This is a genomic window from Bacillus sp. GW823-FHT06A10 (assembly GCF_058795375.1).
This window is the reverse complement of sequence record NZ_JBXAHT010000002.1, coordinates 179,139-193,410: the sequence shown is the minus strand read 5'-3', so window position 1 is coordinate 193,410 and position 14,272 is coordinate 179,139. Positions and strand designations below refer to the sequence as shown.

The following is a 14,272-nucleotide window of genomic DNA, read 5'->3' as shown; positions in this document are numbered from 1 at the left end:
ACTGCCCAAACATGCCTTGAACATAATTTACGAAGCGCTGAAGAACTTTTTGCATTTTTGAAAAGAAATTGACCACTAGGAAAATATGGATATTTTTCATATAAATTGATATAATTACCATATACAAATATTCTTTGTAAGGGAGTGTTCATAATGATTTGGATTTCACTAATCGTATTAGCTTATTTCATCATTCTCGTCCCAATACAGTACAACTACATTAAAATGCTCAAAGAAAAACAGAAAAAAATGAATGTCTCACAAAACGAACTATATGACAACATGTCTTATGAAGAATCCCAAGTGCATTACCATTATCAAAGTAACTTATTTACAATACCTGCTTCGCTTGTCGCAAGTATTATTTATAAAGTGAAACATGCAGCATAATGTGTACGCTGTAAAATTATTGTTTGAGTCTGTTCATGCTGGTGAGCCTGATCCTACGAAAATTGATGAGCATTATGAAGAGAATCACGATACACTTTTTGAAGAAAGTATTATTCTTGTTAAAGCAAACAGTTTAGAAGAAGCTCATGAACTAGGTGAAAATATAGCTATACAATCGGAGCACACATACGATAATATGTATGATGAGCAAATCACATGGACGTTCCGAAAAGTGTTACATGTGTTTGAATTAGACGATACCCCATTTGAAACTGGAAAAGAATTGTACGCAAGATTTTTACACGTTAAGAAAAATGAAACCGTAGATACAGTAATTGAAAAATATTATCCTGAATATGAATAAAAGCTCACAGCAATCGCTGTGAGCTTTTTTATACTTACTTCGTTGAATCTCTAAATTGGATACGGTGAGGTAAGATGACAGTGTGATCTTCCACTTTTTCTTTGTTCATATACTTTGTTAATAGACGCATTGCTACTGCACCGATATCATACATCGGTTGTACAACTGTTGAAAGTTGCGGACGAACCATTAATGCAAGGCGTGTATTATCGAAACCAAGTACTTCTACGTCAGTTGGTACGTTTAATCCAGCGTCTTGTGCTGCGTGGATTACACCTAGTGCCATTTCATCAGACGATACGAAGATTGCTGTTGGCTTTTCATCATTGCTCCAAAGCTTTTCAAATGCTTCGATACCTGAGTCATATGTGTAATCTCCATCGATTACAAGATTTTCATCATATGAAATACCTTCTTCTTCTAAAGCTTTTTTATAACCTTGTAACTTCTTCGCGCTTCCCGCTTTATCAATGAATGGACCAGAGACGAAACCGATACGCTTATGTCCTTGCTCAATAAAGTGCTTCATTGCATCGTAAGCTGCTTGTGTATAATCAATATTTACTGATGGCGTTTCATTTTGCTCATCGAATGACGCTGCTAATACAATTGGTACTGGAGATTTTTTAAATTCTTCAATGTGAATGTCTGTAATATCTTCACCCATGAAAACAATTCCGTCCACTTGCTTTCCAAGCATCGTATTTAATAAATGGAACTCTTTCTCTTTGTTTTGGTCAGAGTTACTTAAAATGATGTTATATTTGTACATTGTTGCGATATCTTCAATTCCACGTGCAAGTTCTGCATAAAACGTATTTGAGATATCAGGAATAATAACACCTACTGTAGTTGTCTTCTTACTTGCTAGTCCACGTGCTACCGCATTTGGGCGGTACCCTAAACGATCAATTGCTTCTAATACTTTCTTTCTTGTTGTAGGCTTTACATTTGGGTTACCGTTCACAACGCGTGATACGGTAGCCATTGAAACGTTCGCTTCGCGCGCTACATCATAGATTGTTACGTTCATCTCATCGCACACTCCTTCTATTTTTGTTATCTATTTTTATGTATCGGTTACTTGAATGAAAAAAAGACATCAACTCTATTTGCAGATGCCACCAATCGTCCCGAGTTCTTCCTTTTACTAATGATACGATAAAAACGCAGGCTCATACAATATTTTCCCGCAAAAGTTTCGAAAAAATTCGCTTCTTTTCTCGTATTTTCGTATTTTTTATGAAAAAAGAGCATTTTTTGTAAAAAAATAGATGTTTCCTAAGTAGAAATCTTATTTTAAGCGGTACGATAGTAAATGAAATTTATATCGACGATTTTTCGAATATATGAACCGTAACTCGAAATATATCAGCGATTTTCCAAATATATCTACCACAACTCTAATTATATCAGCGATTTTTTAAATATATCAACTTACCAACAAAAATCGACAATGACAGTCTCTATACAGATGCCCCAAAACGCCTTATTGGAACAGCTCATTAAAAGTTTTTATAATTTACTTCCAAATGATTTTAATTCATTCATAAAATCATTGAACTGCGGAATATTCATTTGCTGCGCCTCATCTGATAAAGCTACAGCGGGATTTGGATGTACTTCAGCCATAATTGCGTCTGCACCAATTGCCATCGCTGCTTTTGCAGTTGATAAGAGAAGGTCACGTCGCCCTGTAGAATGCGTTACATCGACAACAACAGGTAATGTGTTTCTTTCTTTAAAATCGGTACAGCGGAAATATCAAGCGTCTTACGCGTCACTCTTTCATACGTGCGAATACCTCGTTCACATAAAATAATGTTCCCATTTCTCTTTGCCATAATATATTCTGCCGCATTAATGAATTCTTCAATCGTTGCTGATAGACCACGTTTTAATAATACTGGTTTATTTACAGCACCAGCTGCCCTTAGCAAATCAAAGTTTTGCATATTGTGAGTGCCAATTTGAATAACATCAACGTAATCTAATGACATCTCAATATCATTTGGATTTAAAATTTCACTAATAACAGCCAAATCATATTTATCTGCTACTTGGCGTAAAATTTGTAATCCTGCTAATCCAAGACCTTGAAAATCATACGGTGAAGTATGTGGCTTGAAAGCACCACCACGCATTAATTTCAACAATCGTATCTTCTATTTTTTCTTACAAGACACAAGTAGTGCTTTACGATGATCCTCTTCTTGTAACTCTAAGCCAACTTGAAAAATTTGTTTGAAAATATGTTGTAAAGTCGAAGTTTCAAATGGACCATTATTATTCTCTACAATTAAATCCAGCATATTTCTTTCACGTACAGGAGCAAAACGTTTCACACCTTATACTTCTTTTAAAGTACCAACTTCTTGTACGAGACGACCTCTTTCGTTTAATAACTCTAATATTTGTAAATTAAGTTGATCAATTTCAGAACGTAAACGACCTAATTGTTGTGATGCCATAAAAAAGCCACATCTTTCAAATTCCTATATATTACTTTTTTAAGATAACTTATTATAGTTGATACATATACGATTGTCACACGATATACAGCAATGAATTATCATCAAAAAACATTGTATATTTTCATTTAAAATAAAAAAAAGACAGTTTACATACTGTCTTTTTTACAAGAAGGAAACAAACGGTTTATCACTGTTTTTCTCTTTTATAATAACGGCCTCAATTTTACTCTCGGACTTGATCTGTAATTGTACTTTCGCATCTTTAGGCAATTTGTCCAACATACCTTGCGCAGCCAATTGGGTAAGAGCCATTAATTCTGTTTTACCGTTATATTTAATAACAATATTCATATTTAATGTATCCATTTGATCTTTCTTATAAGAAACTTTTGCGTTGACTGGAATAAAATCTCCAGTAGAAAAACCTTTTATTTCCTTAGCAAAGTTAGTTATTTTTGTATTATCTTCTCCATGTGCTTGTGTAAATTCATCAGAAGGATATGAATACGACTTTTCATCAATTGTACTCCAATTTCCAAGGTTCGTATCATTCTTTTGAACAGTAGCACTAGCAATATACGTACCATTTTTTAAAGAACTTGTACTTTCTTGCTTAAAGATAGCAAACGTAATTGGAGATTTGTTATATTTATCATTTTTGTTAATAGCTTCAATAAGTTGTTTAGCAACTTCAGACCCTTTAGACATAGCTTCTTCATTCGATACACTTGAAGACATAGCTAAGCCAATCATAACACCAGATAAACTTAATTCATTTGAATTCTGTTTTCCGAAATAGTCTTGTTCTATAATATTCGTCAAAACTGGCGCTTCTACTTTCGCAACTAGTTCATCAACTAGTTTCTCTGGAATATACTGATTTAATTGCAGTACGTGGCTCTCTGTATCAAATTGCTGCGTTGCAATATTTATTAAACCATTTTCATACTCTGCTAAATCTAATTTAGAATTTGTTTTTATATTAGCTGTATTAATAACCTTTTGTTCTTTTAAAGGAATAACAGTTCTATAATAATCTTTAGAAACAGCAGTTCTCGGAATCATACTTTTTTCTTTTGTATCTTTTTGTATAACTTCATCCTTCTTACTAATCGTATTACTATTGTTACTACAAGCTCCCAGTAATAAACTTACGACTGCGAAGGATAATGCCATTTTCTTCATTACTTAAAACCTACTTTCAACAATCTAGTTATTTAGTTTGAACTATTAATAGTGTACCATTAAATATATTTCAACAAAAACAAAAAAAAGAAGCAAGCACCTTTAGCTTGCTTCTTTTTACTTTATATTCTCTTCTAAAGCATCTTTTTTAATATTCCAATGAGATGTATTCCATACTACCATACCATCTTTTATGTATAATACTTGCGGGGATTCATGTCTAATACTGTATTGTTCTGCAACACGATTTGACACATCTCTTGCATCTTGTACGTATAAGTAATACGCTGGCACTTCTCTTTCTTCACTGCAATACGCTTGAAATTCTGTGTATGCACCGTGACTAATCGGGCATGTCGTACTATGTTTAAAAAGAACATACGGCTCATTCTTTTCTACTAAGACCTCAAGCTCTTCAATTGTTTCAAGCTTTGTCATATTCATCACGATTCACCTCTCATACGAAATCTAGAGCGCTGCTCTTTCTTTTCAGCGTTTTTCTCAATTCTTTCTAATTTACGCTCTTCTTTTTCAACCTTCTTCTCTTGTCTCGACGCACGGTAATGATTGTATACTTCAATCGCCGCACTGCTCCACTGTACAACTTGCGCTACTTTATCAGCGTTATTTTCAATTTCGTCCGTTACAGAGTCTGATACATTACGAAGCTTCGTATTTAAGGATTGGATTGTCGTTCCAATCCCATCTACACCCGCTACCACTTTATTTAATGACTGTGACTTCTGTTGAATATCATCAGCTAACGCATTCGTTTTATGTAATAATTGCTCTGTCTCTACGCTAATTCCTTGCATTTGTTTTTCTAAACCTTCTAACGTGCTTGCAACGTTTTCTAACGTCTTCTGAACCGATAACAACGTTCTGCATACATACACTACTAATACTGCGAAAGCAACCGCGATAATAGCCGCACTTACATATAAAAGAACTTGCATTTCATCACTTCCTTTATCTTTTTCATACTTTCCCCTATTATACAATCATTTTCCGTTTCATTCTAATCCCTATCTCATCATTAGAATTTTCATACTTATTCGTTAACTGTAACATAAATCATTCAACAAATTCCACTAAGTAGGTTACAATAGGAGAGGATACATAATTAGTAGGGAGGCTTTACACATGAAAGATCCACGTATTGAAAAGTTAGCATACAATTTAATTAACTACTCTATCCGCTTACAAAAAGGTGAAAAAGTATTAATTGAAAACTTTGGCTTACAAAAAGAACTTGTAACTGCACTTGTAAAAGAAGCATATGCAGCTGGTGGTTTCCCATTCGTCTCTTTAAAAGATCATCAAGTAGATCGCTCTTTATTAATGGGTGCTACTGAAGAACATTTCGAACAAATCGCTGCATATGAAGCAAGCGTAATGAAAGACATGGACGCTTATATCGGTCTTCGCTCTGGCGATAATATTAATGAACAAGCTGACGTTCCAAGTGAGCGTATGAAAGTTCATGGCCAAACAGTTGGCAAAAAAGTTCATAGAGACATTCGCGTTCCAAAAACACGCTGGGTTGTTCTTCGCTACCCAAATGCTTCTATGGCACAGCTTGCTAAAATGAGTACAGAAGCTTTCGAAGACTTCTACTTTGAAGTATGTAATTTAGACTACGGTAAAATGGATAAGGCGATGGATAGCCTTGTTACATTAATGAATAAAACAGATAAAGTTCGTTTAACTGGTCCTGGAACTGACTTAACATTCTCTATTAAAGACATTCCAGCAATTAAATGCTCAGGTCATTTAAACATTCCAGATGGTGAAGTATACTCTGCACCAGTTCGTGACTCTGTTAACGGTACAGTTTCTTACAACACACCATCTCCTTACAACGGTTATACATTTGAAAATGTACAACTTAAGTTCGAGAACGGCCAAATCGTTGAAGCAACTGCAAACGATTCAGAACGCATTAATAAAATCTTCGATACAGACGAAGGCGCACGCTACGTTGGTGAATTCGCAATCGGCGTAAACCCATACATCTTACATCCAATGGGAGACATCCTATTCGATGAAAAAATCGATGGCAGCTTCCACTTCACTCCTGGACAAGCTTACGACGATGCATGGAATGGTAACAACTCAAACATCCATTGGGACTTAGTATGCATCCAACGCCCTGAATACGGTGGCGGTGAAATTTACTTCGACGACGTACTAATCCGTAAAGACGGACGCTTCGTTGTACCTGAATTAGAAGCTTTAAACCCAGAGAACTTAAAATAATAAAAAACGCTCGGAATTATATCCGAGCGTTTTTTTATTATCCTCACCCTATATTGATCTACTGTTCTTACTTTTTGTTTGCTGAAAATGAAAATAATATAAAAGCGCCACTGCGATAGTACCTATTAATATCGGTTCATATAAGGGCAGATCCCATTTCATATATACTCTAGTGCAAATAGCAAACACAAGCAAAATTTCCAAACAAAACAAAGGTTTTACATATTTCATTTCTTACCTACCATTTCTATTTTCACATGTGGATTTTCTTTCTCGATAAGCGCCAAAAATTCATTCATATTTTGCGGCATCGCAATTATATGTACTTTATATGCATTCGTCGTAATTTCAAGCGATTTCCCAACTTGACGAATTATTCTTATCTCTTTCAATACAATATCGTCATTTAAAACACCGTACTTTAATAAGCCATTTTCTACTTTATGTTTTTTAATAAATACTTCCCAAACAAGTGGTACATTTACAATGAAGCATAAACCCATCCCAATCAACGCCGATATCCAATGCGCTTTATTAGTGAAAAGCATGACAATTGGATATATACACATAAAAGCTAACGTAAGACAAACAAAAATGACTACTGACTTACTTCTTTGAATTGGAAAGTTCATACCTACACCCCCTAATCCAAATTATACCACTATTTCCATTTTAGTTCATAGAAAAAGGCCATTTCTAAATGACCTTTTTCACAATGTACCTATAAAATCTCTTATCTACCTGTAACACTGGAAAATTTTTCGGCAACTGATCTATACTCACACTTTGAAAACCATTCTTTTCATAAAAACGATGTGCCGCTAAAAATTTTATTGTTGTTCCTAAGTAAATATCTTTCAATTTTTTATCCTCAGCCCATGAAATTGCTGTTTGAAGCAACATATGTGATGCGCCCCATTCTTTTCCGCGAAACTCTTTTTGTACGAACATTTTTCTTAGCGCTACTTGATGATTCTCAATATCTAATAAAGCTACTGTTCCAACTACTTTACCATCATAAATTGCTACCCAAAAGTTTCCGTGATCCTTTTGATAGAATGTTTCTATTTCAAGTAAATCAGGTTGCTCTTCTTTCGTAATGGGAACATTATACTCTTTTTGCTGAATATGAACGATAAGATCTACTACTTCCTCTTGAAACGTACTTTCATACGGAACAATACGAATTTTCTCGTTCATCGAATTTCTTTCCACTCTGAAGCTAATAAACTATATACAGCGACATCATGGAAATGATCATATAACCATTCTTCATCTCGTAAAATACCATCTAACTTAAACCCTAAACGCTCTGGAATAGCGCGACTTTTCACATTTTCAACACCGCATCGGATTTCCATTTTATTTAATTTTAAATTCTCAAATGCATATTGAAGCACAGCCTTCACGCTACGCGTCATAACGCCTTTTCCTCCAGTATCTTCTGCAAGGTAATACCCAAGACTCGCGGCTTTCTTCCCCCAGCTCACTGGATGAATACCTACCATCCCAACGAGCTTTCCTTTGTAACGTATACCACTTTTAAAACCGTCTCCCTCTGCAAATTTCTTTAACCACATCGGAAAAATCTCATCATAAGCATCAGCAGATTTTGTCCCATCTATCCAAGGGAGCCATTTTCGTAAATGATTACGGTTTTGATCTAATAATTGATATAATTCCTCTTTATGATGTTTTTCTAGTAATTGTAGTTCGATTTCGTCATCTACTCGGAGTGTGAACATGCTTTTTAGTCCCCTTTTTAGTTTTCTTATTATTCTAACATTTTTAGGTGTAAAAAGTTAAATATTAACACTTTCTTTTGATTTTCTTTGTATAAAACCAGAAGAATACGATACTCCCGTAATAACTAATATCATTCCTACAGATTGTGCAGATGTTATATTGACTCCTTCAATAAAAGAAATAAGTATTGTAACAACAGGCACTAGATTAAAAAATAATGATGTCCTTGCTGCACCAATTTGAGCAATTCCATTATTCCACCATAAGTAACCAAGCACACTCATTCCAATTGCCATAAAGAGAATTGCTCCCCATGCCAACAAAGGAATTTCTAAAACTGGTACTATACTTTTTTGTGTAGAAGATATGATAATAAAGGCAAGTGCACCAATAGTCATCGTATATGTCGTCGTTTGTATTGGATTACCAGTTTTAATAAACCGTCTGCCTAGCACGCCGTATAACGCCCAGCAAATATTCCCTAATAAAATATAAAAATCCCCTTTTGAAAATGATAAATGTTGTAGTATTGTAAACGAACCTTGTGTAAGTACAAAAACAACGCCAATTAGTGCAAGTAACATTCCAATAGCTTGGCGCTTCACAATTTTCTCTCGTAAAATGACACTTGCTAACAGCGTCGTAACGAGAGGATTTGTCGCCATAATAAGTGCACCATTAACAGCTTCTGTATATTTCATTCCTAAAAAGAAAAAGAAATTAAAGCCGAATACACCAACAATACCTAGCAAAAGATAATAGGTCCTATTCTGCATCCATACTTTCAAATCAAAATCTTTTCGTATTTTTAACAAACATAACATCACAAATGCAGCAATCCCAAAACGCCATGCTGCTATATGAATTACGTCGAAATACTGCACCGCATATTTCGACGCATTAAATGTCCCACCAGTAAATATCGCAAAACCTAATAACTGCGTATATACTTTATTTTTCATTGCCGGCCTCCAAGTCCTTATCTTCTAGAAAACCGTAATAAATTTCTAACTTCTCCTCCGTTAGCTGAACAACTTTTTGCAATTGTTCCTGCTGTTCTTTTAATCGCTCCAAGTGCGTTGTTAAAATGGAAATTCTCTTTTTTACTTTCGCTGGTACTTCCTCTTTCTTCTGCCTAATTTCCTCTATAATGCACCCATCACTTGCAAACTCAGCCATCTCTTCTAATGACATCCCAGTTTGTTTTAATGAATATAAAAATTTTAATAAACGTACATCGCCTTCTGTATATTGACGAATACCGCTATATCGCGTTGGTGGTGGTAATAAACCTAATTTCTCATAGTAGCGCAAAGTGTGAATGCCCATCCCTGTTAATTCTGCTACTTCACCGATTTTATACATGTTCTCTCCCCCTTGTTTTTACATTTTCATCTTACAACCTAGAGTTAGCTCTAGGTCAATACATAAATAAAAGTTGAACACAACAAAAAAGACGCACAGCCAAGCTATGCGTCTTTTCTATTATTTCTCTGCAACTTGAACTTCTTTTACGTAAGCCGCTTCGAATTTTTGGATGTCACCTGCGCCCATGAAAATTAGAACGCCGTTTTTATGTTTCTTTAATACATCCGTTGTTGTATCTGTAATTAATTCTGCACCGTCAATACGCTTTTGCAGATCTTCGATTGTTAATTCACCTTTGTTTTCACGTGCTGATCCGAAAATATCACATAAGTATACTTGGTCAGCTTTGCTTAGGCTTTCTGCGAACTCATCTAAGAACTTTTCTGTACGTGAGAATGTATGTGGCTGGAATACAGCGACAATTTCACGCTCTGGATGTTTTTGACGAGCAGCTTCAATCGTTGCATTAATTTCTGTCGGATGGTGTGCGTAGTCATCGATGATTACTTGCTCTCCCATCGGCTTTTCATTAAAGCGACGTTTTACGCCTTCAAAAGTTGTTAATTGATGTTTTACTGCTTCTACATCAACGTTTTCATAATGACAAAGCGCGATTACTGCTAATGCATTTAATACGCTATGGTTGCCGTATCCTGTAATTTTGAACGTGTCATAGTACGTATTACGAACGAATACATCGAATATCGTGCCATCTGTTCTCTTTTGAATGTTACGTGCTTGGAAATCATTATCTTCTCCAAATCCATAGAAAATAACAGGTACTTTCGCTTGAATTTTTTGAAGTTCTTCATCATCTCCACATGCAATAATGCCTTTTTTCACTTGCAATGCCATCTCTTGGAATGCACTGAATACATCATTGATGTCTGCAAAATAATCTGGATGATCAAAATCAATATTCGTCATAATTGCATAGTCTGGATTGTAAGACAAGAAATGACGACGATACTCACAAGCTTCAAATACAAAATACTTACTATTTTCTACCCCATGCCCTGTTCCATCTCCAATAAGGTAAGATGTCGGGTGTGCACCTTGCATTACATGGGCTAACAAACCTGTTGTTGATGTTTTTCCGTGTGCACCAGTTACAGCAACACTTGTGTATTGGCTCATCAGGTCACCTAAGAAGTGATGGTAACGATGGACTGGGATGTTTAATTCTTTTGCTGCTACGATTTCTTCATGCGTATCAGGAAATGCATTTCCTGCAATAATCACTTGTCCTTCTTCTACATTATTCTTATCAAAAGGAAGGATCGAGATACTACGCTTTTCCAACGCTGTTTGTGTAAAGAAACGCTTTTCATAATCAGACCCTTGAACAGTATGCTTCATATCATGAAGAATTTGCGCTAATGAACTCATTCCTGTTCCTTTAATTCCTACAAAATGGTAAACTGTCATCTTAAAGAACCTCCAACATTTCGAACTAATACAACGGCCTATCTATAAGACAGTATATGAATCTTTTCTTATTTTGGTAATCATCATACATTTTTGATGTAGTGAAGTTATTCTTTCCCTTCACTTATCAGGATAAACTCGTACGTACTTCTTTATATGTCCATAACAAGTCCATTATAGCAAAAAAGAAGCCGCTATACTATGATAACAGAAAAACTGATAGGGTCAATCACCTATCAGTTTTTCTCTCTTTTACATATCTTCTCTTTTTTCTAATTGAACACGCTCTAAACGCGGGTTTGGACGATATTTACGACCAGCTTTTGCTTCTGGTTTCCCATTTAACTCTACATTATCACCAGTAAAGCCAATATTCATTTTTAACAAGCTACTTCCTACCCCGTATATGTCAACAGGTACCTTTTGAGCTTCAAATTCACGAATACGCTTTTCATCAAATCCACCAGTTACAACGATGTCTACATGCTGGAATCCTTCTTCATCAAGCGCCTTGCGAAGTGCAAATACAAGCGATGGGTTTACACCACGTGGATCAAATGTTCCAAGTACTTCTGGGTGGCGAATAAAGTATTGATCAATCATTGTGCGAGACGTATCTACACGCACACCTTTTAATGTTGATCCAAATTCACGCGCTACACGAAGTGCATCTGTAATAACATCATTATTGTAATCAATGAGTACAACTAATTCATCTTCTGGGAATTTCTTATGATATGCTTTTGCCGCTTCTACAACATCACCATTAAACATTTGAATTAATGCGTGAGGCATTGTCCCCATACCACTTCTGCCCCACCATTCATTCATCGCATGCGTCGCTTGTGCGCTCATACCTCCGATGTATGCTGCATAACCATCACCAGCTTGTTGTGTATAATGATCGTCACGATCTCCCATGAAAATAACTGGTTTTTCTTTATCTACACTACGTGCAGCTTGGACAACATTATATACGTTTGTTGCAACCGATGTACGACGAGCTAAAATCCCATCAATTACACCTTCTAAAAATCCGAAATTCTCATAAGGACCATGAATTGTTAACACTGTTTCAAATGGACTAATTTTATCGCCATCTTTTAAAGAGTGAATCTCAAGTTCCTCAGGATTTTTAGCGAATGTTTGCAGCAATGCAATCACTTCATCCGTTCCGCAAAGGACTGCATTTTCTTTTTGGAAAAATTGCATCGTTACAACACTTTTCGGGCGAAATTCTTCAATAATTTCTCTAGTTTTTAAAAAGTAAACGGCGGAGAACCAACCTTCCCCAACGCGTTCGTCAAATTTAAATGTTTTATTTGTTAGTCGATTTATTTCACCTTTTAATTTTAATTCAATTTCTTTCATGTCGCTTTACTCCCTACTTTACTATCCAACATTTTCTATTAGTATACAGCAAAACCGTGGACTATACATTCGTTTCCTGCATAGCAGCAAATTCATCCTCAGAAATAAGGACATCTCTCGGCTTAGTTCCTCTCGCTTCAGAAATAATCCCTTGCGATTCCATCTCTTCAATGAGACGTGCTGCGCGATTATAACCAATACGGAATTTTCGCTGTACAGAAGATGTGGACGCTCCCCCTTGTTCTACAACAAATTGACATGCATCAAAGAACAGCTCATCTTCCGACTCAGCCTGTTCTGTTTTCGCTAATAAATCCTCTTGCTTAAATAAGTAATTCGGCTTCATTTGCTTTCTCACATGATCAACTGTTTTTTCAATCTCATCATCCGATACATATACACCTTGTACACGAACTGGCTTAGATGTGCCGTTCCCTAAAAATAACATATCACCACGGCCAAGTAATTTTTCCGCGCCCCCAATATCGATAATCGTACGTGAATCAACTTGAGATGATACAGTAAACGCAATACGCGTTGGAATATTTGATTTAATTAAACCTGTAATAACATCTACAGATGGACGCTGCGTCGCAACTAATAAATGAATGCCACAAGCACGTGCTTTTTGCGCAATACGACAAATCGCTTCCTCAACATCACCCGGTGCTACCATCATTAAATCGGCTAACTCATCAATAACGATAACGATATAAGGTAATGTCTCACCTGGAATATCTCGCTCGCTTACAATTGTATTATAGCGAGTTAAATCACGAGCACCAGCATGAGCAAACAATTCATAACGACGCTCCATTTCATCAACTGCCCACTTTAACGCAGCTGTCGCTGCTTTTACATCCGTAATAACAGGTGCTACAAGATGCGGAACAGAATTGTATGGCGCAAGCTCAACCATCTTCGGATCAATTAACATTAACTTTACTTCATGTGGTTTCGCTTTATATAAAATACTCGTTAAAATCGCGTTAATACACACACTTTTACCTGAACCCGTTGCACCCGCAATAAGTCCGTGCGGCATTTTCCGAATATCCGTTACAATTGGATCACCTGAAATATCAAGTCCAAGCGCAACAGTAAGTGGCGATTCACTCTTTGTGAATACAGGACTTCTTAAAATCTCACGAAGAAATACCGGCTTACTTTCTTTATTTGGAACTTCAATTCCAATCGCACTCTTTCCTGGAATCGGCGCTTCAATACGAATATCTTTCGCAGCTAAACTTAACTTAATATCATCACTTAAATTTGTAATTTTATTTACTTTCACGCCTGGGTCTGGTTGTACTTCAAAACGAGTTACTGCTGGCCCTTGCGATACATTAATAACATGTGCTCCAACATGAAAATTATTAAACGTTGTATCTAATAATTCTTTTTGCTCATCTAACCACTCTGTATTATCTAGTGTTGATTGCTGTGGAATTGACAACAACGCTAATGGTGGAACAGTATATGTCGGTGGTGTGTGCAATACATTTCGCATATCGTTCTCTCTTTGATTTACAACATATGCCTTCTCTTTTACTTCCGTACTTGAAATTGGCTTTTGTACTTGCTCTACCACTACTTGCTGCATTGGTTGTTCTTCCACTTGTGGTTCTGCTACTACTTGCTGCATTGGTTGTTCTTCCACTTGTGGTTCTGCTACTACTTGCTGCAG

At 36.0% G+C, this 14,272-nt stretch carries 18 protein-coding genes and 1 pseudogene; 3 read left to right on the top strand and 16 right to left on the bottom strand.

The annotated features are described in order from the left end of the window. The first annotated feature begins 153 nt into the window (after positions 1 to 153). Together AC1Q8M_RS15770 and AC1Q8M_RS15765 are read left to right on the top strand one after the other, a co-directional pair. Entirely contained in the window at positions 154 to 390 is a 237-nt protein-coding gene (locus AC1Q8M_RS15770) for a DUF3949 domain-containing protein (RefSeq protein WP_000637898.1), read from the top strand. Between the two features lies 1 nt (position 391). Next, positions 392 to 754 carry a DUF4288 domain-containing protein gene (locus AC1Q8M_RS15765; protein ID WP_003271799.1) on the top strand — a complete coding sequence of 121 codons (363 nt, stop codon included), beginning with the start codon at positions 392 to 394 and terminating at the stop codon, positions 752 to 754. 34 nt (positions 755 to 788) lie between these two features. Here AC1Q8M_RS15765 and ccpA read toward each other — a convergent pair whose 3' ends face one another. The 7 genes and pseudogenes from ccpA to AC1Q8M_RS15730 form a co-directional block, all read right to left on the bottom strand. Beyond that, complete coding sequence (ccpA, locus tag AC1Q8M_RS15760) at positions 789 to 1,787, bottom strand: catabolite control protein A (RefSeq protein WP_001103303.1); 999 nt, start codon at positions 1,785 to 1,787, stop codon at positions 789 to 791. Between the two features lie 482 nt (positions 1,788 to 2,269). Next, positions 2,270 to 2,898: pseudogene (locus AC1Q8M_RS15755) on the bottom strand (bifunctional 3-deoxy-7-phosphoheptulonate synthase/chorismate mutase). Positions 2,899 to 2,919: 21 nt separating this feature from the next. Continuing rightward, positions 2,920 to 3,099, bottom strand: a complete 180-nt coding sequence (locus AC1Q8M_RS15750; RefSeq protein ID WP_098361442.1) for a 3-deoxy-7-phosphoheptulonate synthase — start codon at positions 3,097 to 3,099, stop codon at positions 2,920 to 2,922. A gap of 3 nt (positions 3,100 to 3,102) precedes the next feature. Continuing rightward, positions 3,103 to 3,225, bottom strand: coding sequence for a chorismate mutase (locus AC1Q8M_RS15745; protein WP_000168213.1), 123 nt, complete (start codon positions 3,223 to 3,225; stop codon positions 3,103 to 3,105). 165 nt (positions 3,226 to 3,390) lie between these two features. Next, complete coding sequence (locus AC1Q8M_RS15740) at positions 3,391 to 4,413, bottom strand: CamS family sex pheromone protein (protein WP_000738029.1); 1,023 nt, start codon at positions 4,411 to 4,413, stop codon at positions 3,391 to 3,393. Positions 4,414 to 4,530: 117 nt separating this feature from the next. Further along, on the bottom strand, positions 4,531 to 4,857 hold the full coding sequence (gene ytxJ / locus AC1Q8M_RS15735; protein ID WP_001057469.1) for a bacillithiol system redox-active protein YtxJ: 327 nt from the start codon (positions 4,855 to 4,857) through the stop codon (positions 4,531 to 4,533). Then, a complete protein-coding gene (locus tag AC1Q8M_RS15730) occupies positions 4,857 to 5,369 on the bottom strand; it encodes a DUF948 domain-containing protein (RefSeq protein WP_492334165.1) in 513 nt (170 codons plus the stop codon). Before AC1Q8M_RS15730 ends, ytxJ begins: the two co-directional genes overlap by 1 nt. 187 nt (positions 5,370 to 5,556) lie before the next feature. On the opposite strand from AC1Q8M_RS15730, the gene AC1Q8M_RS15725 reads away from it, so the two are divergent. Next, entirely contained in the window at positions 5,557 to 6,672 is a 1,116-nt protein-coding gene (locus AC1Q8M_RS15725) for an aminopeptidase (RefSeq protein ID WP_000654729.1), read from the top strand. Between the two features lie 48 nt (positions 6,673 to 6,720). Here AC1Q8M_RS15725 and AC1Q8M_RS15720 read toward each other — a convergent pair whose 3' ends face one another. The 9 genes from AC1Q8M_RS15720 to AC1Q8M_RS15680 all read right to left on the bottom strand — a co-directional run. Continuing rightward, positions 6,721 to 6,903, bottom strand: a complete 183-nt coding sequence (locus AC1Q8M_RS15720; protein ID WP_023523191.1) for a hypothetical protein — start codon at positions 6,901 to 6,903, stop codon at positions 6,721 to 6,723. Then, positions 6,900 to 7,304: a PH domain-containing protein gene (locus tag AC1Q8M_RS15715; protein WP_098366066.1), complete on the bottom strand. Its 405-nt coding sequence runs from the start codon at positions 7,302 to 7,304 to the stop codon at positions 6,900 to 6,902. The genes AC1Q8M_RS15720 and AC1Q8M_RS15715 overlap by 4 nt, the downstream gene beginning before the upstream one ends. A gap of 64 nt (positions 7,305 to 7,368) precedes the next feature. Continuing rightward, positions 7,369 to 7,872 (bottom strand): GNAT family N-acetyltransferase, encoded by a 504-nt coding sequence (locus AC1Q8M_RS15710; RefSeq protein ID WP_098366067.1) that lies wholly within the window; start codon positions 7,870 to 7,872, stop codon positions 7,369 to 7,371. Then, entirely contained in the window at positions 7,869 to 8,417 is a 549-nt protein-coding gene (locus AC1Q8M_RS15705) for a GNAT family N-acetyltransferase (RefSeq protein ID WP_492334164.1), read from the bottom strand. The genes AC1Q8M_RS15710 and AC1Q8M_RS15705 overlap by 4 nt, the downstream gene beginning before the upstream one ends. Before the next feature lie 57 nt (positions 8,418 to 8,474). After that, positions 8,475 to 9,380 (bottom strand): DMT family transporter, encoded by a 906-nt coding sequence (locus AC1Q8M_RS15700; protein WP_000792469.1) that lies wholly within the window; start codon positions 9,378 to 9,380, stop codon positions 8,475 to 8,477. Then, positions 9,370 to 9,783, bottom strand: a complete 414-nt coding sequence (locus tag AC1Q8M_RS15695) for a MerR family transcriptional regulator (protein WP_000276604.1) — start codon at positions 9,781 to 9,783, stop codon at positions 9,370 to 9,372. The genes AC1Q8M_RS15700 and AC1Q8M_RS15695 overlap by 11 nt, the downstream gene beginning before the upstream one ends. Before the next feature lie 120 nt (positions 9,784 to 9,903). Next, the gene (gene murC / locus AC1Q8M_RS15690) at positions 9,904 to 11,214 is read right to left on the bottom strand and encodes a UDP-N-acetylmuramate--L-alanine ligase (protein WP_000219468.1); all 1,311 of its coding nucleotides are present in this window, start codon (positions 11,212 to 11,214) and stop codon (positions 9,904 to 9,906) included. A gap of 252 nt (positions 11,215 to 11,466) precedes the next feature. Continuing rightward, complete coding sequence (locus tag AC1Q8M_RS15685; protein WP_016080041.1) at positions 11,467 to 12,585, bottom strand: nicotinate phosphoribosyltransferase; 1,119 nt, start codon at positions 12,583 to 12,585, stop codon at positions 11,467 to 11,469. A gap of 61 nt (positions 12,586 to 12,646) precedes the next feature. Then, positions 12,647 to 14,272: DNA translocase FtsK (locus AC1Q8M_RS15680; RefSeq protein ID WP_492334163.1), on the bottom strand; the 1,626-nt coding region annotated here is incomplete at its 5' end.